Origin of the sequence: Acinetobacter sp. KS-LM10 (assembly GCF_036896575.1) — a bacterium.
GTDB lineage: Bacteria > Pseudomonadota > Gammaproteobacteria > Pseudomonadales > Moraxellaceae > Acinetobacter > Acinetobacter avistercoris.
Map to the genome: position 1 here is coordinate 475,266 of NZ_CP145906.1, position 25,752 is coordinate 501,017.

20 protein-coding genes and 1 pseudogene are annotated in these 25,752 nt (G+C 37.2%); 11 read left to right on the plus strand and 10 right to left on the minus strand.

Annotation, left to right across the window (positions count from 1 at the left end):
• Positions 1–83: 83 nt before the first annotated feature.
• Both V5M36_RS02150 and V5M36_RS02155 read right to left on the minus strand, forming a co-directional pair.
• Positions 84–1,604 carry a catalase gene (locus V5M36_RS02150; RefSeq protein WP_338561545.1) on the minus strand — a complete coding sequence of 507 codons (1,521 nt, stop codon included), beginning with the start codon at positions 1,602–1,604 and terminating at the stop codon, positions 84–86.
• 863 nt (positions 1,605–2,467) lie between these two features.
• The gene (locus tag V5M36_RS02155; RefSeq protein WP_338561547.1) at positions 2,468–4,717 is read right to left on the minus strand and encodes a TonB-dependent receptor; all 2,250 of its coding nucleotides are present in this window, start codon (positions 4,715–4,717) and stop codon (positions 2,468–2,470) included.
• Positions 4,718–5,007: 290 nt separating this feature from the next.
• On the opposite strand from V5M36_RS02155, the gene V5M36_RS02160 reads away from it, so the two are divergent.
• The 3 genes and pseudogenes from V5M36_RS02160 to V5M36_RS02170 all read left to right on the plus strand — a co-directional run.
• Positions 5,008–6,657 (plus strand): acyl-CoA dehydrogenase family protein, encoded by a 1,650-nt coding sequence (locus tag V5M36_RS02160; protein WP_338561549.1) that lies wholly within the window; start codon positions 5,008–5,010, stop codon positions 6,655–6,657.
• Between the two features lie 417 nt (positions 6,658–7,074).
• Positions 7,075–8,190: an efflux RND transporter periplasmic adaptor subunit gene (locus tag V5M36_RS02165; RefSeq protein WP_338561552.1), complete on the plus strand. Its 1,116-nt coding sequence runs from the start codon at positions 7,075–7,077 to the stop codon at positions 8,188–8,190.
• Positions 8,191–8,195: 5 nt separating this feature from the next.
• Positions 8,196–10,016, plus strand: a pseudogene (locus V5M36_RS02170) (ABC transporter permease); the annotation flags it as partial.
• A 757-nt stretch (positions 10,017–10,773) separates the two neighbouring features.
• Here the strand turns inward: V5M36_RS02170 and V5M36_RS02175 are convergent.
• From V5M36_RS02175 to V5M36_RS02185, 3 genes are all read right to left on the minus strand, one after another.
• Positions 10,774–11,595: a DUF4882 family protein gene (locus V5M36_RS02175; RefSeq protein WP_338561557.1), complete on the minus strand. Its 822-nt coding sequence runs from the start codon at positions 11,593–11,595 to the stop codon at positions 10,774–10,776.
• Positions 11,596–11,901: 306 nt separating this feature from the next.
• Entirely contained in the window at positions 11,902–12,387 is a 486-nt protein-coding gene (locus V5M36_RS02180; RefSeq protein ID WP_445206321.1) for a transposase family protein, read from the minus strand.
• Positions 12,320–12,559, minus strand: coding sequence for a transposase family protein (locus V5M36_RS02185; RefSeq protein ID WP_338561561.1), 240 nt, complete (start codon positions 12,557–12,559; stop codon positions 12,320–12,322). Before V5M36_RS02185 ends, V5M36_RS02180 begins: the two co-directional genes overlap by 68 nt.
• 889 nt (positions 12,560–13,448) lie before the next feature.
• On the opposite strand from V5M36_RS02185, the gene V5M36_RS02190 reads away from it, so the two are divergent.
• Positions 13,449–13,625: a DUF7230 family protein gene (locus V5M36_RS02190; RefSeq protein WP_338561564.1), complete on the plus strand. Its 177-nt coding sequence runs from the start codon at positions 13,449–13,451 to the stop codon at positions 13,623–13,625.
• Between the two features lie 3 nt (positions 13,626–13,628).
• Here V5M36_RS02190 and V5M36_RS02195 read toward each other — a convergent pair whose 3' ends face one another.
• The 3 genes from V5M36_RS02195 to V5M36_RS02205 form a co-directional block, all read right to left on the minus strand.
• Positions 13,629–13,841: a hypothetical protein gene (locus V5M36_RS02195; RefSeq protein WP_338561567.1), complete on the minus strand. Its 213-nt coding sequence runs from the start codon at positions 13,839–13,841 to the stop codon at positions 13,629–13,631.
• Between the two features lie 46 nt (positions 13,842–13,887).
• Positions 13,888–16,182, minus strand: a complete 2,295-nt coding sequence (ptsP, locus tag V5M36_RS02200; protein ID WP_338561569.1) for a phosphoenolpyruvate--protein phosphotransferase — start codon at positions 16,180–16,182, stop codon at positions 13,888–13,890.
• 70 nt (positions 16,183–16,252) lie between these two features.
• Positions 16,253–16,753 carry an RNA pyrophosphohydrolase gene (locus V5M36_RS02205; RefSeq protein WP_338561571.1) on the minus strand — a complete coding sequence of 167 codons (501 nt, stop codon included), beginning with the start codon at positions 16,751–16,753 and terminating at the stop codon, positions 16,253–16,255.
• Positions 16,754–16,937: 184 nt separating this feature from the next.
• Between V5M36_RS02205 and V5M36_RS02210 the strand changes: the two genes are divergently transcribed.
• The 5 genes from V5M36_RS02210 to V5M36_RS02230 all read left to right on the plus strand — a co-directional run bounded on the left by V5M36_RS02210 (position 16,938) and on the right by V5M36_RS02230 (position 21,085).
• Positions 16,938–17,588 (plus strand): HAD family hydrolase, encoded by a 651-nt coding sequence (locus tag V5M36_RS02210; RefSeq protein ID WP_338561574.1) that lies wholly within the window; start codon positions 16,938–16,940, stop codon positions 17,586–17,588.
• Between the two features lie 489 nt (positions 17,589–18,077).
• On the plus strand, positions 18,078–18,317 hold the full coding sequence (locus V5M36_RS02215; protein ID WP_338561576.1) for a DUF2789 domain-containing protein: 240 nt from the start codon (positions 18,078–18,080) through the stop codon (positions 18,315–18,317).
• 228 nt (positions 18,318–18,545) lie between these two features.
• Entirely contained in the window at positions 18,546–18,743 is a 198-nt protein-coding gene (locus tag V5M36_RS02220; RefSeq protein ID WP_338561578.1) for a hypothetical protein, read from the plus strand.
• Between the two features lie 430 nt (positions 18,744–19,173).
• Complete coding sequence (locus tag V5M36_RS02225; protein ID WP_338561580.1) at positions 19,174–20,565, plus strand: GntP family permease; 1,392 nt, start codon at positions 19,174–19,176, stop codon at positions 20,563–20,565.
• 58 nt (positions 20,566–20,623) lie between these two features.
• A complete protein-coding gene (locus V5M36_RS02230) occupies positions 20,624–21,085 on the plus strand; it encodes a MaoC family dehydratase (RefSeq protein ID WP_338561582.1) in 462 nt (153 codons plus the stop codon).
• A gap of 283 nt (positions 21,086–21,368) precedes the next feature.
• Here V5M36_RS02230 and V5M36_RS02235 read toward each other — a convergent pair whose 3' ends face one another.
• Positions 21,369–22,229, minus strand: coding sequence for a LysR family transcriptional regulator (locus tag V5M36_RS02235; RefSeq protein WP_338561585.1), 861 nt, complete (start codon positions 22,227–22,229; stop codon positions 21,369–21,371).
• 322 nt (positions 22,230–22,551) lie between these two features.
• Between V5M36_RS02235 and V5M36_RS02240 the strand changes: the two genes are divergently transcribed.
• Positions 22,552–23,703: a hypothetical protein gene (locus tag V5M36_RS02240; protein ID WP_338561586.1), complete on the plus strand. Its 1,152-nt coding sequence runs from the start codon at positions 22,552–22,554 to the stop codon at positions 23,701–23,703.
• A 110-nt stretch (positions 23,704–23,813) separates the two neighbouring features.
• Here the strand turns inward: V5M36_RS02240 and V5M36_RS02245 are convergent, their stop codons facing one another.
• Positions 23,814–24,044: a DUF2061 domain-containing protein gene (locus V5M36_RS02245; RefSeq protein WP_338561587.1), complete on the minus strand. Its 231-nt coding sequence runs from the start codon at positions 24,042–24,044 to the stop codon at positions 23,814–23,816.
• A gap of 240 nt (positions 24,045–24,284) precedes the next feature.
• Here V5M36_RS02245 and leuC point away from each other — a divergent pair, with 240 nt between their 5' ends.
• The gene (leuC, locus tag V5M36_RS02250; RefSeq protein ID WP_338561589.1) at positions 24,285–25,748 is read left to right on the plus strand and encodes a 3-isopropylmalate dehydratase large subunit; all 1,464 of its coding nucleotides are present in this window, start codon (positions 24,285–24,287) and stop codon (positions 25,746–25,748) included.
• The last annotated feature ends 4 nt before the right edge of the window (positions 25,749–25,752 follow it).

Genomic DNA, 25,752 nt, shown 5'->3' on the forward strand with positions numbered 1-25,752 from the left:
ATAAACGCTTGATGATAAAAATGCTTGATCATAAAAAAACCACCTCAAAAGGTGGTTTTTTTATTTAAGACAAGAATTTAAACTTAAAGTAGTCCAGGATTGCCCTGAGCTGGATCTGTTGCACGTGCAGCTTGTGCATCCGCAACAGTCATACCTAATGCTTGAGCTACACCTTCACCATAAGCTGGGTCGCAAGAATAACAATTACGAATATGACGATACTTAATAAAGTCTAAAGCATCTCCCATTGCGCCAGCAGTGTTATTAAACAGCGCTTGTTTCTGCTCATGATTCATCAGATTAAACAATGCACGTGGTTGACTGAAGTAATCTGAATCATCCTGACGATAATCCCAGAAATCTGCATCGCCATTAATTTTCAATGGTGGTTCACGGTACTGAGGTTGTTCTTGCCATTGGCTGAAGCTGTTTGGTTCGTAGTGTGGTAAACCACCGTAGTTACCATCCATACGACCTAAACCATCACGACGGTTTGAGTTTACAGGGCAGCGTGGCGCATTCACAGGAATTTGTGCATGGTTAACACCGACACGATAGCGAGCAGCATCCGCATAGTTGAATAAACGTGCTTGAAGCATACGGTCAGGTGAATAGCTAATCCCTGGAACCAAGTTGCTTGGTGCAAATGCCGCTTGTTCAACATCTTGGAAGTAGTTTTCAGGATTTTTATTGAGTTCAAATTCTCCCACTTCGATCAGTGGATAATCGCCCTTAGGCCAAACTTTAGTTAAGTCGAATGGGTGATAAGGAACTTTTTCTGCATCCGTTTCTGGCATGATCTGAACGAACATTTTCCATTTCGGGAAGTCACCTTTTTCAATCGCACCGAACAAATCAGATTGAGAGCTTTCACGATCTTTAGCAACAATCGCTTCTGCTTCAGCATCGGTCAGATTCTCAATGCCTTGTTGGGTACGCATGTGGAATTTAACCCAGAAACGTTCGTTATTGTCATTGATGAAGCTGTATGTGTGGCTACCAAAACCATGCATATGACGGTAACCACGTGGAATACCACGGTCTGACATCACAATCGTTACTTGATGTAATGACTCTGGTAATAATGTCCAGAAATCCCAATTGTTGGTTGCGCTACGCATATTTGTTTTAGGATCACGTTTTACTGCTTTGTTTAAGTCAGGGAATTGACGTGGATCACGGAAAAAGAATACAGGTGTGTTGTTACCAACAAGATCCCAGTTACCTTCTTCAGTATAGAATTTAAGGGCAAAACCACGAATATCGCGTTCAGCATCTGCTGCACCACGTTCGCCAGCTACAGTGGAAAAACGGGCAAACATTTCAGTTTTCTTACCCACTGAGGAGAAAATTTTTGCACGTGTATATTTTGAAACATCATTGGTCACTGTAAACGTGCCAAATGCACCAGAACCTTTTGCATGCATACGGCGCTCTGGAATCACTTCACGAGAGAAGTTTCCTAATTTTTCATTTAACCATAAATCTTGAGAAAGCAGCGGTCCGCGAGCACCTGCCGTCATACTGTTTTGGTTGTCCACAACGGGAGCACCAGCGTCAGTGGTCAGGTGGGTAACAGGACATTTTTTAGCGTCATCGCTCATTATGTATCTCCATTCATATCATCATGATTTGTGTTTTTAAAATATCAATTCAATTTAGAAATAGCATGTTCCATACATCATGACATTAATCGTTTTGTTAAATTATTCTGAAGCAAAAATATGACAAAAATTTGAATCAAATTATTTCTTCTAAACGATATTCTTTTTGATATAAGGTGAGTTCACATTACATTAATTTAAAGATATTTATTAATTTAATTTCAATTATCAGTTATTTCAAGCTAAAAACTTCCAAATATTGATTGTTTAATATTGGTGAATATTTCTGTTATTCATCATCCTTTTAAGTAGATAGCATTATCTTGCTAAAACCTTTTGAGATAAACAAGTCTAATTGTTTCATGGCAATGAATATCTAAATATTAAAGGGTACTGATGACACTTTCGAGAAGAATTTATAATGAAATGGTTTTGAAATAACGCAATGGTTTTGAAAAAATGCATAAATGTGCACCGATATGAAAAAGTACTCTCTTTTATTACTTTCTTTATAAAGTCTCTTTCTATAAACAAATCATTGAGCAGCAATCAATTGATAAGCAATGATAAGCAAAAAGCCTCCTCGTTCAGTGAGAAGGATAGACTGAGAAAATATAGATTGTGTATCTGCTGAGTAAAAAGTGACGGATGAAAGACGTCTAATTTTATGGATTCAATAAAGTTATGGGTTAAGTTGAAAAATCAGCTAGACCTAAATTTCCTTTATTTAAAATTTAAAATTTAAAATTTAAAATTCAAAATTTCATAGTGTGGAGTCTTCATGATGGCTATAGGAGAGTGACCTCGGTTAAAGGTTGAGCGAGACCTCAACCCATAGCCATTCAAACAGACTTTATTCAGTATTAAAATTCATAATTCATACGTAATAAATAATTTCTAGGCATCCCTGGCATCGAATTTGAACGCCAGTATTCTTTATCCATCAAATTGCTCACCGCAAAACTCAGCCCCCAACGATCATCTTTATAGCCTATCGCTGTGTCATAGCGTGTCCAACCATCGATTTCTGTTGTATTGGCATCTGATGTATAGAAAGGCCCCACATAGGTGGCTCCGACTTCACCGTATAACTTTTCAGTCGGTAAATAGCGTAGAAATAGACTTCCAGAATGCTTAGAGATATTTGCTAGGGACTTGCCATTCAGATTCGCTGCAGTTGTAATATTTGAGCGAGCATCTTTGGACCACGTCGTATCAGTATAGCCATATCCGCCACGAATAAAGACATTATCCAATAAACGGCCAATAAAACTAAACTCTACACCTTCGGATTTTTGCTCTTGTCCAACGGCCCAAATATTTGGCCGATTCGTGGCATCAGGTCTATAGCGAATGTTGTCTTTTTTAATTTGGAAAATTGAGAGTTGCGTGTTTAAGCGCTCATCTAGCCAATCACTTTTTACACCGACTTCATATTGAACATTATATTGCGGTTCAGCATCGTAAACGGATGTATCCTGAACAGCGGGATCAATACTGATATTCCCTCGACCACCGTAGGGAGAATAACTTTTACTATAAGAGGTGTAGAAACTCTGTGATTCAATGGGTTGCCATACAAAGCCCATGTTTGGACTTACGCTTTCTCCTTGATAGCTTTTAGCCAGATCGACAGGTTTGCTATTTGCAACCGATGCTTTTGTTTTAAAATCATAGCGGTCATAACGTAGTCCCAACATCATTTTTAGTGTTGGCGTCAGGCTAACCAAATCTTGAATGAATATACCTATGTTTTCTGCACGATGTTGATTAACGGTCGTTGTTTTTTTACTTGCTCCTTGAGGAAGTTTGTCAAAATAATCTGATGGATTAAATGGATTAATATAACCATAGTAGCTGGTGTTGCCACTCGAATAATTGCCTAATTTTGGGTCGCGGTTTTCTTGCGTCCAATCACCTCCGAACATGAGTTGATGTTCAAAGATCCCTGTTTTAAATTTCCCTGTAATATCAAAAGTATTACTTATAGTTTTATTAATCGTCTTTTGCCATGCATAATTTTGTCTTAAATAACCTCTTTCCCAACTCTCATCTGTACAGCTAGCGCCTGTAATTTGTTGACCATTTAAGTCACACCACGTACCACCAAAGAAGTTATCAAAGTTTTGTTCGGCTTCACGGTAACTGGCTGCCCAATGAAACTTCCAATCAGGCGAAAACTCATAACTTAAATCAGTGCGCAGTGTGTGAGATACGTCTTGAATATAGTCTGTTGGACGCGCAAAAGCAGTTCTGATTGAAATACCAGCAGGAAGGTTTTCATAACTTGGGCCACGGTCAGGGATTCGATCTACATTGTCATAGGTATACTGAGTGGTCCAAAGTATGCTTTGATCGTCATTTTGATAGCTGACACTTGGTGAAAACATTTCAATTTGAGTGCCAATCCCTTTACGGAAGCTATTACTATCAGATTTTTCCCCTGTTAAACGAACAGCCCAGTTGTCATTTAAGATTTGATTTAAATCAACAGTTGCACCGACATAATCATAGGAGCCAGCAAACAGTCCAACTGAGCTTTTTGAATTAAAATTGGCATACTTAGTGACCATGTTGATGACACCGCCACCTTGGCTACGTCCATAAAGTACGGACGCTGGACCTTTTAAAATTTCAATACGTTCCACGTTGGCTGTACTTCGTCGAATCTGTCCACTCTCACGAATCCCATCACGATAAATATCACCAGCATCAGCGCTGAAACCACGGATTGAAATTCCGTCACCACGGGTATCGTAATTGGTAGAGACACCCGGTGTTCCTTGTAACATGATGCTCAGATCATTCGTTCCATATAACTTATACTTTTGTACATCAATGGTGTTGATGGTCTGTGGTATGTCTTTCTGTTTGAGGCCATTACGCGTCACATTGGCTTCATCATAGTCAATATAACTCCGAGTAGGATCTAGATCATTTAAAGCGGAAATACTGATTGTGGGCAATACTGCCTTATTGGTATTTGTCGGCGCTAAATTGGCTTGATCATCATCGGCGAAGGCGAACTGACTCACACTCACCATCATCATGGTCGTTAAAAGATTTAATTTAAAAGCTTTAGCGCTCAGTAAATTTGAATTTGATGCTGACATTTTATCTTTCATTTTGTTGGTATTTTAAGTGCAGCATATTATTACAAACGATTCTCATTTGCATCTAATTTTGGATTAAATTTTTTTGATCTTTAATGATGCTGCTATATATATTTGATCTGCATTTTAAATTCAGAATAAGATATTGATTTAAATGTGAATTTTTATTTGAAAGCTCGGTGAGTATTAACTAAATAATTTTTCTTAAACTTATATACTGAGTTAATATGCTCAAAATACAGTCGTAAAAATTAAAAAGCCGCTAAAACGAAATGAGATAGGGTTTAAAAATGAATTCATGGATGACACACCAAATCAGTAATCAATTTGATGAGCTACAAGATTATAATCTTTTTGAGTCTGACTCAATTTTACAAGAAATATTAGCGAATTATGGAAGTAGGAATCAGGCTCAACTGGCTGAATTTGGGCATGTCGTTGGTTCAAGTCAATACTATGAATATGCTGAACTCGCGAATACACATACGCCTATTTTGCATCAATTTGATCCAAGAGGGCGTCGAAAAGATGTTGTTGAATTTCATCCTGCTTGGCACGAATGGATGGCCTTAAATCGTAAATATGCTGTTCACTCTCATCCATTTTCAATCTTTACCAAACAAGCCGGTTGGATAGATTGGGCCGCAAAGTTTTATTTAGCAGGACAAGTTGAATGTGGAAACTTGTGTCCAAATTCAATGACCTTGGGCAGTATTCCACTCATTCAAAAAGAGCCAGAGTTGTGGAAGAAAATAGGTGAAAAGCTGTTATCTACAGAATATGATCAACGCGATATACCCATTTCCAAGAAAAAATCGATTTGGTTAGGTATGGGCATGACTGAAAAGCAGGGCGGTTCAGATGTACGTGCCAATGAAACGACTGCTGTACCTGTCGCTGAATCAGGACGTGGCAAAGCATATTTACTTACAGGGCATAAGTGGTTTTTCTCTGCACCAATGTGCGATGCGCATTTAGTGGTTGCTAAAACTGAATTGGATGGCTTGGCTTGTTTCTTTGTTCCAAGATGGCTAGAAGACGGTCAAAAAAATGCAATTCATATTCAGCGTTTAAAAGATAAAGTCGGAAATAGCAGTAATTCCAGTAGTGAAGTGGAGTTTCAAAATGCATGGGGCCTAATGATAGGTGAGGCTGGACGTGGTATTCCGACCATCATCGAGATGGCAAACTATACCCGTCTCACCTGTTCAGTCGGATCAAGTGCCATGCTGCGGCAGGCCTTGGTGCAATGTATTTCTTATACCCGTCAGCGAAAAGCTTTTGGTCAACATTTGGCAGATCAGCCACTCATGCAATCTGTTTTGGTCGATATGGCTTTAGAGACTGAAGCGGCAATGCAACTGAGTTTTTATCTGGCACATTGTTATGAATCTGATGATGCATTATCCACTGCTTGGAAGCGTATTATGACGCCTGCTTCAAAATTCTGGATTTGTAAACGTGCAGTTGAGATGACAGGTGAAGCCATGGAGGTTTTTGGCGGAAATGGTTATGTCAATACAGGCATCATGGCACGAATATTTAAAGAAGCGCCGGTCAATACGATTTGGGAGGGTTCAGGTAATGTCATGTGCTTAGATGTACTGCGTGCGATGAGTCGAGAACCTGAATCAATTGAGCTTTTGTTGCAAGATTTAGCAACGACTGCTTTGCATCATGAAACGCTTAAACATGAGTTGCAAAGTTTAACGCAAGTGTTTGCGCAAAGAGCTGAAGATTTACAGTTCATGGGACGTAGCGTCATCAGTCGATTAGTGATATTGGCACAGTCTGTTTTATTGTTGCGACATGCTCCAGACTACATTGCCCAAGCTTTTATAAACTCACGGTACAGTACTTTTCACGGCAGAGTCGTGGGAATGCTCAATCCTGTGGATATTGACGTTGATGCGATTCTTGAGCGGGCTCTGACTAGTTGAAATCATTAAGGACTAGAGTGATTTAATCGCCGTCTTTCATAAGTTATGATTCACACAAAATATTCATCATGAGTATTCCCTCATCCTAACCTTCTCCTCAAGGGAGAAGGAATTTTTACAGATGAATTGATTGCCACTCAATGATCATTTTTTAATTGCTAAAATAGGTTTAATAAAATCATGACATAAAAATGTGATTCATTTTACTTTTTATAATATATAAACAAAATAAATCACATAATAATATATAATGCTGCTGAATTTGAGTCTCTCATATCGTAATCATATGTCTTTTTGATGAGCCGCTTTCTATCCATCTCCTTTAATTGAATCAATATATAATTTATAAATCTTATGAAACCAAAGAAAACTAGAAAATATTCCAAAATCATTTTCCTCTTATTTTTAAGTATTGTTGTGCTTTTTATTGTTCTTTATTTTTTTGTTTTTGCAAAAAACTCAAAAATTGAACCGAGTACTTTTGAGGTTAAAACTGGCGATATCACTGAATTGGTCAAAGCCACGGGGGAAGTTTATGCCTCTGAAATTGTATCAGTCGGCGCGCAAGTTTCTGGTCAAGTACAAAAGCTTTATATTCGCTTAGGCCAACCTGTTAAAAAAGGTGAATTGATTGCAGAAATCGACTCAACCACACAATTAGACAAGCTTAATACCAGTAAAGCTCAATTAGAGTCAGCCAAAGCAGAGTTGGCAGCACAAAAAATTGCGCTGCAAACAGCACAACAAGATTATCAGCGAAAATTGACGCTTTATCAGGCTGAGGCAGGTTCTAAAGAGGAGATGGAACAGTCAAAAAATGCATTAAAGCAAGCTCAAGCAAATGTAGAAACCAAGCAATTTCAGATTAAGCAATTACAAATTAATGTGAATACTGTGCAGACTGAGTTGGGCTATACACAAATCCGTGCACCTTTGTCAGGTACAGTAGTTTCCTTACCTGTTGAAGCTGGTCAAACTATTAACTTCGCGCAGACCACACCCTTGATCGCCACGATTGCCAATTTGGATAAAATGGAAATCAGAATGCAGGTTGCAGAAGGTGACTACACCAAGTTGAAAGTGGATATGCCTGTTCGATTTAGCACTTTGGCAGATCCTAAAATAAAATTGAATGGCAAAATTCAAAAAATAGATCCTGCATTAATTAGTCTGACCAAAGGCACTTATGATAATAAAAGCGAGAATGCCAATTCAGCGGTATTCTACTATGCACGGATGACCGTGGATAATATGGAACGTAAGCTCAGTATTGGGATGACCACGCAAAATGACATTATTATTCATCAAAAAAACAAGGTCATCATGATCCCCAAAACGACGGTGATGTCAGAAAATGAAATATCTTCTGTATTTGTATATACCCCAGATAAAAAGACAGAAAAACGTCAAGTTAAGACAGGTGTTTCTGATTTCAATCATATTGAAATAACCTCAGGCCTTAAAGTGGGTGAAAAAATATTGATGGAATTCCCTGATGATTCTGAGAAAGAAGCTCAGGAGATTTCAAAGTGAGCTTAATTGAGCTAAAACAACTCAATAAATATGTTGGACCAGAAAACAATCAACAGCACATTCTCAAAGATGTCAGCTTAACGATTGAAAAAGGCGAATTTATTTCGATCATTGGACAATCTGGCTCAGGTAAGTCAACGCTCATGAATTTGCTAGGATGCTTAGATCAAGCGTCTTCTGGTGAATATTTATTTGAAGGCGAAGATGTTTATTCTCTTGATCCTGATGAACTTTCTGCGTTGCGACTAAGTCGTTTTGGATTTGTATTTCAGCGCTATAACTTATTGAATGCTTTAACAGCACTTGAGAATGTCGCTTTACCTGCAATTTACTCCAGTTTAAGTGCCAAGCAACGTCAAAGCAGAGCAATGGAACTATTGACTCAATTGGGAATTGAGGAGAAAAGTGAAAATAAACCCAATGAAATGTCAGGCGGGCAGCAGCAAAGGGTAAGTATCGCTCGGGCTTTGATGAATGGTGGTGAGGTTATTCTTGCAGACGAACCCACAGGTGCACTCGATTCACAAAGTGGCGAAATGGTACTGCAAATTTTAGAAGACCTTCATCGGCAAGGGCATACGATTATTTTGGTCACACATGATCAAAATATCGCGCAACGAGCAAATCGTATAATCGAGATCAAAGATGGCAGTATTCTGTCAGATCGTCGCCAGAAAGAATCCACACAAATCAATAATCAAAAAATTTATCATTCGCAAACCAAATTTAGTTTGTTTTCTCAAGTTTATGAAGCTTCCAAAATGTCATGGCATTCGATCTTAGCCAATAAGCTTCGCTCTTTTCTGACCATGTTGGGCATTATCATTGGAATATGCTCGGTCACCATCATTATTGCGATAGGTCAGGGTGCGACGCAAAAGTTTTTGAGCGATTGGGAAGGTTTAAAAGAAGCGACCTTGTTTGTTTATCCTGGATCGGATGGGCTGAGTTCAACGGCAAGTCGCTTAAACGTCGATGATGCAGATGCCTTAAAGAGTTTGTCAGAGGTCAAGCATGTTTCGCCGAATGTCAGTATGAGTGGCGAAATTATTTTTGAAAATAAGAATATTACGGCCAGTGCTAAAGGGGCGGATGCATTTGAGCAAAAATTTAATAATATCAAAGTTGAAAGTGGGCGGTTCTTAACTGATAGCGATATTGAACAAAGTAATCAAATTATTGTTTTGGATCAGCAAGCTTCAAAAAAACTCTTTGGACATAGCAAAAATGCTCTAGGTAAAACAGTTTTATTTAATAAACGTTCATATGAAGTGGTAGGCGTTGCTAAATCACAATATAGCTCTAGTAGTTCAGAAGTTTGGGTTCCAAATACAGTGCTACTTTCGCAAATGTCTAGAAGTACGAGTTTAAGCTCTTTAACGGTTGTGATTGCTGCGGGTCATGATCCGAATAAAGTTGAAAAGAAAGTGAAACAACAGCTCATTTCAAGGCATGGTGTTGAAGATTTTTCAATTTTTAATAGTGATGAAGCCGTCAAATCATTAACGAAATATATGGGAACGATGACTTTCTTTGTTTCTGCTGTGGCCTTTATTTCGCTTTTAGTCGGTGGTGTGGGAGTGATGAATATCATGTTGGTCTCCGTCACTGAGCGAATTAAAGAAATTGGTTTACGTATGGCTGTCGGTGCAAAACAGAGTGATGTTCGTGCTCAATTTTTGATTGAGTCGGCTGTACTTTGTTTGATTGGTGGTGTGATAGGTGTTGCTTTGGCATTTATGAGTAGTCTTATATTTAATATGATTAGTCCTGAATTTAAAATGGTTTTTTCATGGACAGTGGCATTTGCTGCACTCATCTTTTCTTCAATCATAGGTTTGTTATTTGGTTATATACCGGCAAAAAGAGCATCAAATTTGAAGCCAATAGAAGCGCTTGCTCAGGAGTGAAAGATTACTTTTCGTTTCTTTGATGGATATCTCTGTGCTCAAGGATTAAGAAGGCTTTGAAAATTTATATATATTTAAGACGCTATTAAATAATCTGAATCGCAAATAAGGATTTTTAAAAAATTAGGTAATAAGAGTAATTTTATGCTTACTTTGTAGAGTTCTTAGATCAGAATACGAGCTTTATTTTGCTTAAAATGATGTGTAATTTTCAAGATAGAGATTGTATTTTCTTAAGCAGGATTCGGATTAATTAGTTTCTGCTTTTTTATTTCCATTAAAGAAAATTTTAGATTACGTACAAACATAAATTTTGCTTTCATCGTAAATAAGGCAATAGACCTTCTTTGATTTTGCATAATATTATAACAGTCTTGTTTCTATAACTTATTGCACTTCTACTTACAGCACTAAGTATATCTTTAAATTTTTCATCTAATTGAAAAATAAATAGCTAAATAATTTCTTCATTTTCAATTAAGCATGCCTGAAGCTGCATTATATTATCCAATTAAGCTAGAGGAATTCACCATTCTGTGAATGATTAAATGTTAGTCAAGTATGAGAAATCTCCAATGCGTAAAATATTTTAATAAGAGCATCAATTGTCATAGTTTATCTTCTACTTGAATGTATAAAACCGCCATTTAGACGGTTAGATAAAACTCAGCTATTAAATTGTGTTACCACAGATATCTTTAGTCCCTGTTGGATATAATTGAGATATTTTTGTTGCATCGGTCTTTGTCTCAACAGAAAATTCCTTATCAATATCAAAAGTGTTAATATTTTGATACATCGCATTTATCATAAATCCGATGTTCTTTGCTTTACTTGGAAGAGTATAAACATATCCATGATTTACACCATTTACAATCAAGCCGATTTGATTTGAAACTTGATTAATATAGAAACCAATTTTTTGTAATTGAGTAGAATTTGATACATATGAACCTTGTAAGTTATTAAGTTCTGTCTGTTTCCCCTCCTCTGTGATAAACATGAAAAAGAAATTATTTTTATAATCTCCACCAGTGGAATCGGTGTTGTTTCCATACAACGTATGAAGCATAAATGTTTTACCATTTTCCATGTTTCCACTCGCACTAATAGGGAAAGTAACTAATTGGCCTGTTTTGCTAAGCTTATCAGGAACGTTAAAACTTAATTCGAAAGCAATAATACCGTCAGAAGGTAAGGATTTATCACCTAGAATAGTGCCATTATTTGTAAGTTTTTCTATTGTATTATTAGCAAACTCTCTACTCGTTGCGATATTTATCCTGTAATCTCCTAATGATCCTGTTGGCATCCCTTCTTGTAAAGTTAGTCCAATTTTTTGATTTGAATTTTGAGGAAAAAGTGTGATATTAGGTGCTTTATATCCTGACATTGTTTGTATTTGGCTTAAGGTAGCATCAAAGTTATAAGTGCAGGCACTCCACCCAGTCATACTTACTAAACTAGTTGTTATAGCGATCATTAAATTTTTCATTATTCTCTCCTTGTTATTTTAAAAATAAATATAGAGTAGTGAGATTAGTTATGCTAAACAATCCCGATGAAAATTTTTAATATTCTATTAAAAGCCTTACTTAAGGAAGTAGGGGTAAGTCTGTTGGTTATTCAAACAAGTATGGCTTAGTCTGATGAGCTAAATTTGTGATTATTTTTGTTAAAAAAGCTTCGTTGCTTAATAAGCGATTGAAGGTCTTACAGGTTTAATATTTAGATCAATAGATCTCTTTCATAAGTCGGAAAATGATCATTAAATGGCAATACATTAGACCTCTTTCATAAGTCACTTTTTGCTCAATTCCATGTTGTAAATTCCAGCAATTAAATTGAATCTTAAGCCGAGTCTTTTTCCTCTATTTCGGTAACGTTCAGCAAGTATTTTAAAATGCTTCAGCGCACCAAAAACATGTTCAACAAGGATTCTTCTTTTATTGATTTCTCGATTGTATTTTTTAAGCTCAGGATCTAATGTACAGCCTTTTTTTGCTTTCAACGGAAGCAAACTGTTTGCGTAAATATTATGAATACCCTGATAACCTTTATCCGCTAATAGAAATGAATTCTTAGGAATTAAATTTAAGTTTCTTTTGAATAATTCAAAATCATGCACTGCACCTTTACACATACAAAAACTGAGTATTTTCCGTGTTTTAGCATGAATAATCGCTTGTACTTTAAAGGTATGTGTCTTTTTCTTACCGCTATAGCTTTTTTTCTGTTTTTTTGGGCCGTTGAATGGGTATTTCTGTTGCATCGATGATGACAACATTCCAATCAATGTCTTCACCTTCAGGCAAATCCTTCGGTAAATTAAAAAGATTAGACTGGATTAAGCAGTCTTCAACATGCCGAACAATTCTTGAAGCCGTCGGCTCTGAAACACCATAACTGGTCGCAACATGAAATAAGGTTCGATATTCACGCCAATAGCTTAGACTCAAAAGAACTTGATCTTCTAAGCTTAATTTAGCGGGTCTACCCGTAGTTGGTAAATGCTATTTCAATTGCTCAACCATTAAATAAAAAGTTGAGTATGAGATGCCTGTATAACGCTTAAACTGCGGATCAGAAAGCTTTTTAGAGTCGATATATTTCATACTGAAATTATGCATCAATGTCACAAAGTTAAGGGTACATATAATCACCAAAAAGATGACTGTTTTTTGAGTTATGAAAGAGATCTAATACATATGAAGATACATTCACGTTGTATTGATAAAAGCATGGTTGATGAATATTCTCCATCTATGAGGCTTGTCTTTAGCGGCTTCAAATAAACAGCAATGTTAAATTGCATTTACAATCCCCATTATCAGCCATCACATTCTCTTTTTAAATTACTATCTTTGTAGACAACAGAGTCATCATCTTCTTTATTAAAAGAAATGCGGTGATTACCACGAAAACTACTTATTATATAATTTCATATCAACTAAAAGCGTATATTAAAAAATGATGAGGATTAAAAAAATGAATTGTAACGATGAGATATTAACTACTAATCTTCATATTATCATTTCATATTTATCAATGTGTAATTAAGTGCTTTAAACAATACCAAAAGGAAAATTGATTAGAATGGTTTCTTCAAGTGGGGTTGCTATTTATTCAGAAATAACGGTTCATTAATAACAGTTTTAAGTTTATTGGATTGAAAGCTTATTCAAATTATCTTTTATCATGAATTATTCAGATTTATTGATATCTTTCAGGCTTTAAACTTGTATTTAATTTAAGTTTTAAACATTATTAAGCTTGAAATCTGAGCACAAAAGCATCATATTACTTTTGTATTGTATCTATGGTGCTCAACATAAAATAGGTGTAGAAATGGCAAAGAAAAAAGTATTGCCAGAAGTTGTGATTCATAACTTTGTGGCGAAACATATGCATGAGGTTAACCAAAGCCAAGTGTTTGTAGATCGAAAGAAAAATTTAAAACGTGGTTATACAAAACACAAAAAAGGGAGATATTCGAATGATTATCTCCCTTTTCAATCGCATTGATGATTAACCACCACCACCACCATCTCCAGAATCATTGCTAGAATAATCACTAGAAACTTTATGATGATATGAATCAGACGTTGGGTTGTAGTTAAAATTTGCTGCTGAAGTGCTATTTTTTTGTTTTGACTGAGCAGATTCTGATTTTTTGAAAAAAATAATTAATAAAAAACAGATCAAAATGATAGCTAAAAAAATTAGAATAAAATTGAGCATGCTATTTTAATTCTCATATTAAGATGATTCTCAATGATATTTTAAACTAGACACCCAGCATTCTGTTGGATTTTACCATATCTGCAAGTCCATGATGTTTAAAATAATATTCCATCCAGCTCTTAACAATCAGCGGGTTACTCATTTTCACGACATCTTCTAATAATTTTTCTGCATCGCTCATAGGGACATGGCAAATCGCTTTGCGTACACGCAAAATATTACTTGAGCTCATCGATAATGTATTAAAGCCCATCGCCATCAATAAGATCGCGGATAAAGGGTCGCCAGCCATTTCTCCACAAATACTGATAGGCTTGTCATATTTATGACATTCCTTAACCAGTCGTTGTAAGGCCCGCAATACAGAGGGATGAAAGTGTGAATAAACACTTGAAACACGTGGATTATTACGATCAACCGCCAGTAGATACTGAATCAAATCATTTGAGCCAACAGAGAAAAAGTCGACTAACTCAGCAAATTCACCAATTTGTAAAAGTACACTTGGCACTTCAACCATAATGCCAATTTTAGGCTTTTTGATCTTCACTTGTTCTTCTTCTTGAACAGCCATCCAGTCACGTTCAAGTAAATATAATGCTTCTTCTACTTCGCTAACGCTGGTCACCATGGGCAACAAAATGTGTAGATTATTTAAACCGATACTCGCTTTGAGCATAGCGCGTATTTGTGAAGAAAAAATTTCTGGATGATCGAGTGTAAAGCGAATACCTCGCCAACCCAATGCTGAGTTTTCTTCTTCAATATGAAAATAAGGCAGGTCTTTATCTGCACCAATATCCAAGGTACGCATGACCACAGGTTTGTTGGCAAAGTGACTTAGCTGCTGACGATAGATTGCGCGTTGTTCCTCTTCACCTGGAAAGCGATCACGCAGCATAAATGGAATTTCAGAACGATAGAGTCCTACACCTTTGGCACCGCGTTGTACGCCACGCACAACGTCAATCATTAAACCTGTATTAACAAATAAGTGCACTGCAACACCGTCTGGCGTGATCGCATCTTTGGTTTCATATTGCTTCAAATCTTTGGCGATTTGTTCTTCTTCTTTTTGAATTTCTTTATAACGTTGACGTAAACGACGCGGAGGGTTGACGAAGACACGTCCTTGATAGGCGTCCACAATCATTTCAGCATCATCAAGCGTATTGACTGGCAGTTCAGTCACACCAACCACAGTGGGTATGCCTAAGGCACGAGCCACGATCACCATATGTGAATTGGCTGCACCTTCAGAGGTGACGATTGCAGCGATACGATCTACAGGTAATTCGACCAATGCAGCAGTACTAATTTCCTCGCCCACGATAATACTGTCATTGCTAATTTCTCGATGGCTTAAGTCATCTTTTTGCAATGCAGCAAGAATACGTCTTCCGAGATCTTTTAAATCAGAAACTCGCTCACGTAAATAATCGTCTTCCATCTGAGCAAAAATTGCGATGTGTCGATCAATCACACGTTTAACTGCACCTTGGGCCCAGTTGCCATCTCGAATCAGCTCTTTGATTTCTGCGGGTAGCGCATTTTCATCCAACATGCGTATAAACACACTAAAGAGCGCACGTTCCTCAGACATGAGAGAGTCTTGCATCTTTTCATCTAAGGAACGAATTTCCGCTCGGACTGAATCCACAGCTTGGTCTAAAAATTCAAGTTCTTCGCTAATATCCTCTGCTTCACGATCTGGAACAGCAGCCAAATCTGCAGGTGGATACAGAATCAACGCTCGTCCGAGTGCTATGCCACCCGCACCAGAAGAACCTTGGAAAGTTTTATAGGTTGGAGAACTTGACGGCTTACGAAATACATCAATATTTCCCACAGCATGCGCATGCGCAATCACACCAGATAACTGTGCACAAAGTGTGACTAAAAAGGATTCAGCTGCTTCACTAAAGTCTTGAGGCTCTTCATTTTGTACGACCAGTACGCCCATCACTTTACGGCGATACATGACGGGTACTCCGAGGAATGAGTTATAAATCTCCTCACCCGTCTCTGGAAAGTAGGCGAAACGTTCATGTTTGAAGGCATTATCAATATTGACAATCTCTTCACGTTGACCGACTAAGCCGACTAAACCTTCACCAAGTTGAAGAGAAACCGTTCCTATTGATTCGGCATTCAAACCTTTAGAAGCCATCAATACATAGCGTTGATTTCGTTCATCTAAAAGATAAATAGAGCACACATCTACATGCATTGCTTGAGAAACTTGGTTTACCATAATTTCTAAAGAATCATGCAAACTGACTGAAGCATTGATCTCTTGAACAATGCGTCGTAAAGAGTCTAATTGCATGTTAGACATGAAGGTGTGCTCCTCTTTAAGGGAATGAGTATGTTTCGTTCATTTTATTACAGTGCCTATGGCAAAGTATTTATATCCTTTTTGCACGATCCAAGTTTTGCTGTGGTAATTGCATGCACAGCTCCAACATAGCTCTACGGTAAACATCTCGTTTAAAGTTCACCACTTGCCCTAAGGGATACCAATAACTGACCCATTGCCATTGATCAAACTCTGGCGGATCCGTTAAATTCAATTGAATATGACTCGGTGAAGCAGTCAATTTCAATAAAAACCATTTTTGCTTTTGTCCAATACAAACAGGATCAGAATCTGACCTGATATATCGAAGTGGCAAACGATAGTGCAACCAACCTTCGGTTTGCGCAATTATCTGGACATGTTCTGGCAATAAACCGACTTCTTCTCGCAGCTCTCTGAAAAGTGCCTGTTCAGGAGTTTCTCCAAAGTGGATACCTCCTTGTGGAAATTGCCAAGCATTGTGTCCAATGCGCTTTGCCCATAAAACTTGTCCAATATCATTTGCCAAAATGATCCCGACATTGGGTCGGAAACCTTCTGAATCGATCATTTGGCTACCTAAAATTTATTAAATTCGTTGACTTTGAGTTCGGGGGCATCCACTCTCTATGCCCAACTCGAATAGTTCAAAGTAATAATGTTTTAAAATTGCTATGATCTTAACGAATTTCTATCCCTTAGCGGTGATAGATTTACATTTTTTTTCTTAAATTTCAGTTTGAACGAGTATTTTTATGAAATTGGCGTTATTTGATTTAGATCACACCTTATTAAATACAGATTCTGATCACTCGTGGGGAGAGTTTTTAGTCAATGAGGGGCTGGTCGATCCAGTTCGACATCGCCAAATCAATGATAAATTTTATAACGATTATAAAGCAGGGCAACTCGATCCAATCGCCTACAATGAATTTGTTTTTGAATTTTTAACACAGTATGATAATTCTTATCTCGTTGAACTACATGAACTATTCATGAAGAAAGTCATTCGTGCACAAATGCGTCCTGAAGGCTTTAAAGCAATTCAACGTCATAAAGAGGCAGGGCATGAGTTGGTCGGTATCACCGCAACTTCAGATTTTATTACAGCACCGATTTTCCGCGAGTTTGGAATTACAGAAATCATTGCAACCAATGCTCAAGTTGTGGATGGGAAATACACGGGTAAAGTCATAAACGTGCCATGTTATCAAAAAGGCAAATTAACGCGATTGGATCAATGGTTAGCTGGTCGTGAAGTCACGGAGTCTTGGGCTTATTCGGATTCGATTAATGATCGTTTCTTGTTGGAATATGCAGATCATGCGATTGCTGTAAATCCAGATGATCGATTAGAAGTATTGGCCAAAGAGCAAGGTTGGGATATTCAGGATTGGTCTATTTAATCGACTTTTATTAATTTTGGTGCTGTAGTAGAACAAGTCATAAATATTAGATTTATCTCAAAAGTTATTATTCATACAACCCACTCATTATGAATACTCCCTCATTTTAACCTTCTCCCAAAGGGAGAAGGAATTTTAAAAGATCAATTTATTGCCCTTCGATGATCATTTTTCGACTTACTAAAAGAGATCTATTGAGTCGTAGTCATGATGACGCGACTCGATGTTTAGTAAATATGATTATCATCTATTGTTATTAAGTCGTTTAAGCGAATAAAAATAAAATTTATGAGTGAATAGTAAAGTTATTTTATAAATTCTGGTGATCTTATAAATGGTGTAACCAATTAGTCAGAAATTATAATTTTTTTAGTAGTAAACTGATTATGTTGAATATTGTTATATTTAATAAAAGTTATATTTAATAAAAAGATGTTATGTTGTATCTAGAACTATGTTGTACTTAAAGCAATGAAAAGAGAGGAAGTTATGTCGAATACACGCCCAAGAATGACCAATCTATTTGAACAATTAGGTTTAGACTCGAGTGAGCCTGCAATTGAAAAATTTATAGAAAAACATCAGCTTGATGCGCATGTCAGTCTTGTCGATGCAGTGTTTTGGTCTGATGGTCAACGTCAATTTTTAGCTGAAAAAATTAAATCAGATGGAGAGTGGGCTTTGGTGGTTGATCAATTAAATGAAGCGCTTCATGAAGATTCTGTGTAATGTTGCTCTAAAGTTTAACCCATTGGAAATATGCTGATGGGTTAGCTAAAAAAGAATTGATACACTCACAAGAAATAGAGCAATTCGAAAATGACACTTAAATCAAAAAATTAAGCACAGTACATATGACTGAATAACAGTCGATTCATCCACCCATTTATAATATTCAATAGGAAATCAATAATATTGACCATGAAAACGATATCATTGTAGGGCAGAAATATTATCGTGATTACAAAGATAGAATATTTACACAGACAGGGTCTAAAAATTAAGCAAACCAAACAGTTTGCTGCAACCAATTTAAATACTTCGATCTTAGGTGCTTTGATTTTGGACGTTCTAGGGTTGTTTTCCCGTCAAATGTATCCTTATGGTTTTATTGCTGTAGGGGTATTTTTGCTTGATGTTGTAGAGCAAATCTAAGGAATTTCAAATGCCGCTTCTAGCCTTTTTATACTGTGGCGATCGGTTTAGTAGGGAATAATATATAAATCTTTGGTTAATAAGAAAATTCAGAAAATAAACAATGTAGTAGGTTCTCATCGAAATAATGATCAAGAGTGACTACAAGGTTTAACGAATATTGCCGTATGTAATCACATGATTTCTTTTAGCTATTGCAACTGTAATACGTTCAATCTGTGCATAATTTAGAAACGAATATATGGAATAGTACAATTATTAATCTTTGAAAATTAATGGATAATTTCAAATTCGATATGCTAATGTGATTTTAACATTGCATCAATGTCCTTGCTTCAAAACGGTGTCACCTCAAATAAGACAGCCATGATTCAAGGACAATTAGAAAAAACGTTATGGATAACGGAAAAATAAATATCAAGGAGAAACCATGGGCACTTTAGCAATCATCATCTCATTGGCATTACTGATGTTTTTTGCCTATCGCGGTATTTCAGTATTGATTTTAGCACCCATTATGGCGGCCATTGCCATTCTGCTTTCTGGTGACATGATCTACATGATGCCACAGTATACTGAAACCTTTATGTCGGCTTTAGGCGGCTATATTTTAAAATTCTTTCCTATTTTTTTATTGGGTGCCTTATTTGGACAATTGATGGTTGATTCAGGTGCTGCATCTAGCATTTCAAACTGGATCATGGAGAAATTAGGGCACAACCGCGCCATTTTGACAGTGGTATTGGCGTGTGGTGTGTTGACTTTCGGTGGGGTTTCACTGTTTGTAGTCGCTTTTGCTATTTACCCCATTGCCAAATCTATGTTTCAAGCGGCTAACATTCCAAAACGCTTAATTCCCGGTGCCATCGCTTTAGGCTCATTCACCTTCACCATGACCGCTCTTCCAGGTTCGCCTTCCATTCAAAATGCGATTCCAATTCCTTTTTTTGGTACCAATGTATTTGCTGCCCCTGGTATCGGCATCATTTCTGGTTTAGTCATGTTTGGTCTGGGCTGCATGTGGTTACAAAGCCGTGCAAGTAAAGCTTATAGAAATGGCGAAGGCTACGGTATTGATACCCAAGAAGGAGAGAAGTTTGAAAATGGCGTGAACTCTCAAGGTAAAATGCCAGTATTCTTAGCATTTTTACCATTGCTCTTGGTGATTGGTGTAAATGCTTTGTTCACCTACATACTTTTTCCAAACATGGACTTCACGTCGTTTACTGAACTCTATCCAAAATTAGATCCGAGCAAGCAAACAGGTTTGTGGGCATTGGTGATTGCCTTGGTGGTCGCTTGTTTAAGCCTGATCTTGTTACGTTTGGGCAAATGGAACAACCTCAAAGAAACCGTTAACAAAGGTGCTTTAGGCTCAATGTTGCCAATTTTCAATACTGCCTCTGAAGTAGGCTATGGCGCTGTCATTGCGTCTTTGGCTGGTTTTGTCATCATTCGCGATCTGGTATTAAATGTATCAAGTAATCCATTGATTTCAGAAGCCATTGCTATGAACATTTTGGCAGGTATCACTGGTTCTTCTTCTGGCGGTATGTCGATTGCCTTGTCTACATTGGGTGCCGATTACTTAGCCATGGCCAATGCTGCTGGTATCAGTCCTGAATTATTACACCGTATTGCGGCTTTGGCGGCAGGATGTTTGGATACCTTGCCTCACTCAGGTGCGGTCATCACCTTATTGTCTATTTGTGGTATGACACACAAGCAGTCTTATGGCAACGTGGCGATGTGTACGGTTGCGATCCCAATGGTTGCGGTAACGGTTGCCATTACATTAGGTACTTTGTTCGGCTCATTCTAAATAAAAAGCGTACAAGACGCTTTTAAAGCGTTCTGTACGCCATATTAAGGAATAAACTATGAAATTGGCTCATATCGATGACTTCTATGTAGGTTTGTCGCACACCTTAACCCGCACTATAGACGCTGAAAAAGTGGCTCAGTTTATCAATTTATGTGGTGATAAAAATCCTATACATCATGATGAAACATATGCCGCACAGACCAAATTTAAACGCCCCATTGCTCATGGATTTTTAACCGCCTGTTTTTTCTCTCCGATTTTTGGCTTGCATCTTCCAGGTCCCGGTGCAATTTATGTCAATCACAATTTGCGTTTTTTAAAACCAGTATATGTGGGTGACACTGTTGATGTAGTCGCAACAGTCATCAAAGTTGATCATGAACGGAAACGAGTTTACTTTGACACCATTTGCAACATAAATGGCGAACAGGTTATTGAAGGCGAAGCGGAATTATATGTGCCTACCCCTACAGAAGCAGGGCAGTCGGCATTAGATGCAGCAACAACACATGTTTAACATGATGCAATAATTTCAAATGCTATACAGATGGATTTTAGCCTTTCTTCATCCATAAAAACGAAGGATTAAGTCCATCTTTCAATCAAAGTGAATTAACGAGTTAAAACGTGAAGATTTATCTGGCAGCTTAAAAATTAAAAAATATGAAGTAATAGAACATAGTAAGAAATAAAAATATTAAGAAATAGAAAAAAATATTAAGAAATAGAAAATGTTAAGACATAAAAAATGCCGTCATAAGGACGACATTTGGAGCTTAAATATTTAAAACTTTAAAAGCTTAATGAATCATCAAATCAACCAAAGCTTTTGCTGCTTTGGACTGTGTCCGAGAAGGATGCCACACCATACCGAGCTGACGCTTCATTTCTAAATCTAAATCCAAGGTGACTAAGTCTTGACTCACTAATGTTTTAGGGAGTACAGACCAACCAAGTCCTATAGATGCCAACATACGAATTGATTCGAGTGGATTATTACTCATGGTCACTTTAGGTTTTAAACCTTTTTTCTCAAACTCAGCCAGTGTGATTTGTGCCGTATAAGTATTTGAACCGGGTAATAAACTTGGAAATTGCATTAAATCATCAAGGCTTATATCTTTTTTAACCGCTAAAGGATGAAAAGCTGCAGCCACGAAAACCAAAGGATCATTCCAAAGAGGAATATAGCGAAGACGATCATCGAGGTTTGGAGGAAGTGTTAAAAAGGCCAGCTCTAAATCACCTGCCAATACTTTTTCATGCGCTTGTTCTGAATCAACAAAATGCACATCAAGTGTCACGTCAGGGTGTTGTTGAACATAATTTTTTAAATGCTCGGGTAAATGATGTAAGCCAATATGGTGGCTAGTGCCAATCTTCAGTTTACCTTTAATCTGAGCTTGGTCATGACTAAGCGTATGATGAATATCGCCCAATTCATTCATCCAATTTTTTACTTTGGGTAACAGTGAATGTGCTGCGTGAGTCGCTTGGACACCGCGACCTGCAGATTCAAAAAGCTTGACACCAAAATAATCTTCTAAACTATGAATACGTTTTGTGACAGCGGGTTGGGTAATAAACAGATGCTCAGCTGCCATAGAGATTGAACCAGTTTCCATGACTTTAATAAAAGCTTCAAATGCAGCAAGATTCATGACAGGCAATCTGAAAAATAAACTTTTCAATTATTTATGATTTAATAATATTAATCAAACTTAATTCGTATTTGCATTATTGATAGACGGACATTCAATCGATCAAATTTAAATATCACATAAAATCTTGTGATTAATGAAAATTCTCAAAACTTTTAACATTAAATATTGTGACCTATATCACACTATTATTATACTTTTCCCTTAAAATATATTTGTAACAAGGTATTATTATTAATGTTTTCTTTATAAAGCGTTGCTATTTTAATTATGCTTCTTAATTGATTAATTATAGCAATTACAAATATATTGAGGAAATATTATGTCATTTTTTAAGAATATCTTTAATAAAATCATACCATCATCAACAAAAAACAAAGAGATTGCACAGCATTCAAATACAGCCCATCATCATGACTCGAGTAATATAACGATAAGTCATGCTAAACAATCGGGAGGTTTATTAGATGTATTGTTTAGTCCAATTCGAGCTGTGACCAATGTAGTGTCCAAAGTGCTCGATATTTTTCCTGATCCGACCAAAACAGGAACTTTATATGATGGTGTGAATTCAACTTACAATGCGATTGCTCAAACTGTGATCAACTTGCCTTCAAATATACTGGGTAAAATTCCAGTTGTTTCTGTGGTTGGTGACGTTGCAGGCAGTATATTATCTGCAGGTTTCAAAGCCGTCGGAATTGTTGCAGATCACACCATTATGATGGCTGCGAATGTCGTTGAAGTTGCTAAAGCAGGCGTAGTAGGTAGCGTTAATATTCTAGACAAAAGTATCAATGGTCAGGCGCACGTGGAGTTCAATGGACAAAGTCCAGAAACGCTAGATAGTATCAAAGAGGTAGCAAGTCATAGTGCCTCTTATACGATTAATAATTTAGAGTCACATTTAGTACACGACATAGATTTGATCGCAACGATTCCAGATCTATTGATTGATATTATTCATGACGTTGAAAATAACTTAAAGATTGATATTCCAGGTTCTGATTTTTTAAATCACATTGTTGATTCGTCTGTCGTCAATATACGTGATACCTTGATTGACGGCGTAATCGGAAATGCGATTAAAATTTCTGAAGGCATAGGTCTAACGCATACCAATGCTGGCATTATGAGACATGAAGCGATGGATCATGTTGGCGAAGGAAATATTCGTGAAGGATATCCAATGCACGGATCTCATGCAGATCATAGTGAGCATAGTAATCAGAATCAACAGACTGATCACAGTCAGCACGGTAATCAGAATAAACAAACTACTGATCACAGTCAGCACGGCAATCAGAATAAACAAACTACTGATCAAAGTCAGCACAGTAATCAGAATCAACACACTGATCACAGTCAACATGCTAACCAAAATCAACACGCTGGTCATTCACATGCGACTCAATATGATTTAAGTGTGACTAAATTTTTGCCTGATTTAAATACATCAGTGCAATTATATTAATTTTTAAATATTCTAAATAAGACTCTTCTAAAGAAGCCTTTCACTTGATAGGCTTTTTTTTGATTTTACGAATTTGATTTTACAAAACCGCTTTTACTCTCTAAAAAAAATTAAATGCTATATTCTTTATCTATCGTATATTTATTCCAGATTTTCTCATGAAAGAAAAATGCAAAGGCTTGTACAGTAGGCTCAAGTAAGCTTAAGGTTAATGCCATTGCAATACTGCCTGTTACAAAGTAACCCACCATCATCGCAATCGTCATATGCATAATGTAATAGCTTAATGTTTTTTTAAACATACGCTGGTTATTTACCATAAAATTTTGAATATGAACCATGGGATAATCCCCTAATCAAGTTGTCTATCATTGGTTAAATGATAAGCATTCTTATTTAATATGTAAAAACGAATATTATGCAAAAAACAATCTAATATTCCGATCGTGCTCAAATAAGCAAAAATTAAAACATTCCAAAAAGTTAATTAATTTATAAAAATGATAAATTAGATTTATGTGATTTCAGGGTTATAATCCTACTAATGAAAGAATTTACCCAGTCCAGTGGAGCACATCGACATGGCAGGCGAAACCCAAAATACAGAATTTCAAAAAGCAATAAATCAAAAAGCAAAAACCTTATATGACAAGTTGTGGGATGACCATTTGGTTGCACAACGTGATGATGGCTCTGCTTTACTTTATATTGACCGCCATTTATTGCATGAAGTTACCTCACCTCAAGCATTTGAGGGATTACAGTTAGCAGGTCGTAAACCTTGGCGTTTGAGTGCTAATATCGCAACACCTGACCACAATGTACCTACGTCTAAAAAAGAACGTGCTGATGGTATTGCAGGTATTGAAGATGAAACCTCTCGTATTCAAGTGCAAACCTTAGACGATAACTGTAAAACCTTTAATGTGGTTCAGTTTGATATCAATGATATTCGTCAAGGTATTGCGCATGTCGTTGGTCCTGAGCAAGGTTTGACATTGCCAGGTATGACAGTCGTTTGTGGTGATTCTCATACTGCAACACATGGCGCTTTTGGTTGTTTGGCACACGGGATTGGGACATCAGAAGTTGAGCATGTCTTAGCGACCCAATGCTTAGTGCAAAAGAAAATGAAAAACATGTTGGTTCGCGTTGATGGAAAGTTAGGTCAAGGCGTGACGTCAAAAGATGTGGTTTTAGCCATTATTGGTAAAATTGGTACAGCAGGTGGTACAGGCCATGCGATTGAGTTTGGTGGCCAAGTGTTCCGTGATATGTCGATTGAAGGGCGTATGACAGTATGTAATATGGCGATCGAAGCTGGTGCACGTGTGGGGATGGTGGCTGTCGATGACAAAACAATTGAGTATGTAAAAGACCGCCCTTACTCACCTAAAGGCGAGCAGTGGAATGCTGCTGTTGAGTATTGGAATACATTACATTCAGATGAGGCCGCTCATTTCGATACTGTGGTTGTGTTGCAAGGTGAAGAGATTGAGCCGCAAGTATCATGGGGCACTTCGCCTGAAATGGTGATTCCTGTCTCTAAAGCTGTTCCAACTTTAGAACAAGCTAAAGATGACGTTCAACGTAGCGACTGGAAACGTGCTTACCAATACATGGGTTTAAATGCGGGTCAAGCTTTGGCTGATATTCAGTTAGATCGTGTTTTTATTGGCTCTTGTACAAATTCACGTATTGAAGATATCCGTGCTGCTGCAGAAGTAGCGAAAGGTAAAAAAGTAGCGTCTACCATCAAACAAGCGATGGTTGTGCCTGGCTCTGGTTTAGTCAAAGCACAAGCAGAAGCAGAAGGCTTGGATAAAATTTTAGTTGAGGCTGGTTTTGAATGGCGTGAGCCAGGTTGTTCGATGTGTTTAGCAATGAATGCCGATAAATTACAACCCGGTGAGCACTGTGCTTCGACGTCTAATCGTAACTTCGAAGGTCGTCAGGGCAATGGTGGTCGTACGCATTTGGTGAGTCCTGCAATGGCTGCTGCTGCTGCGATAGCGGGTCATTTTGTTGATGTTCGTACATTCTAATTGG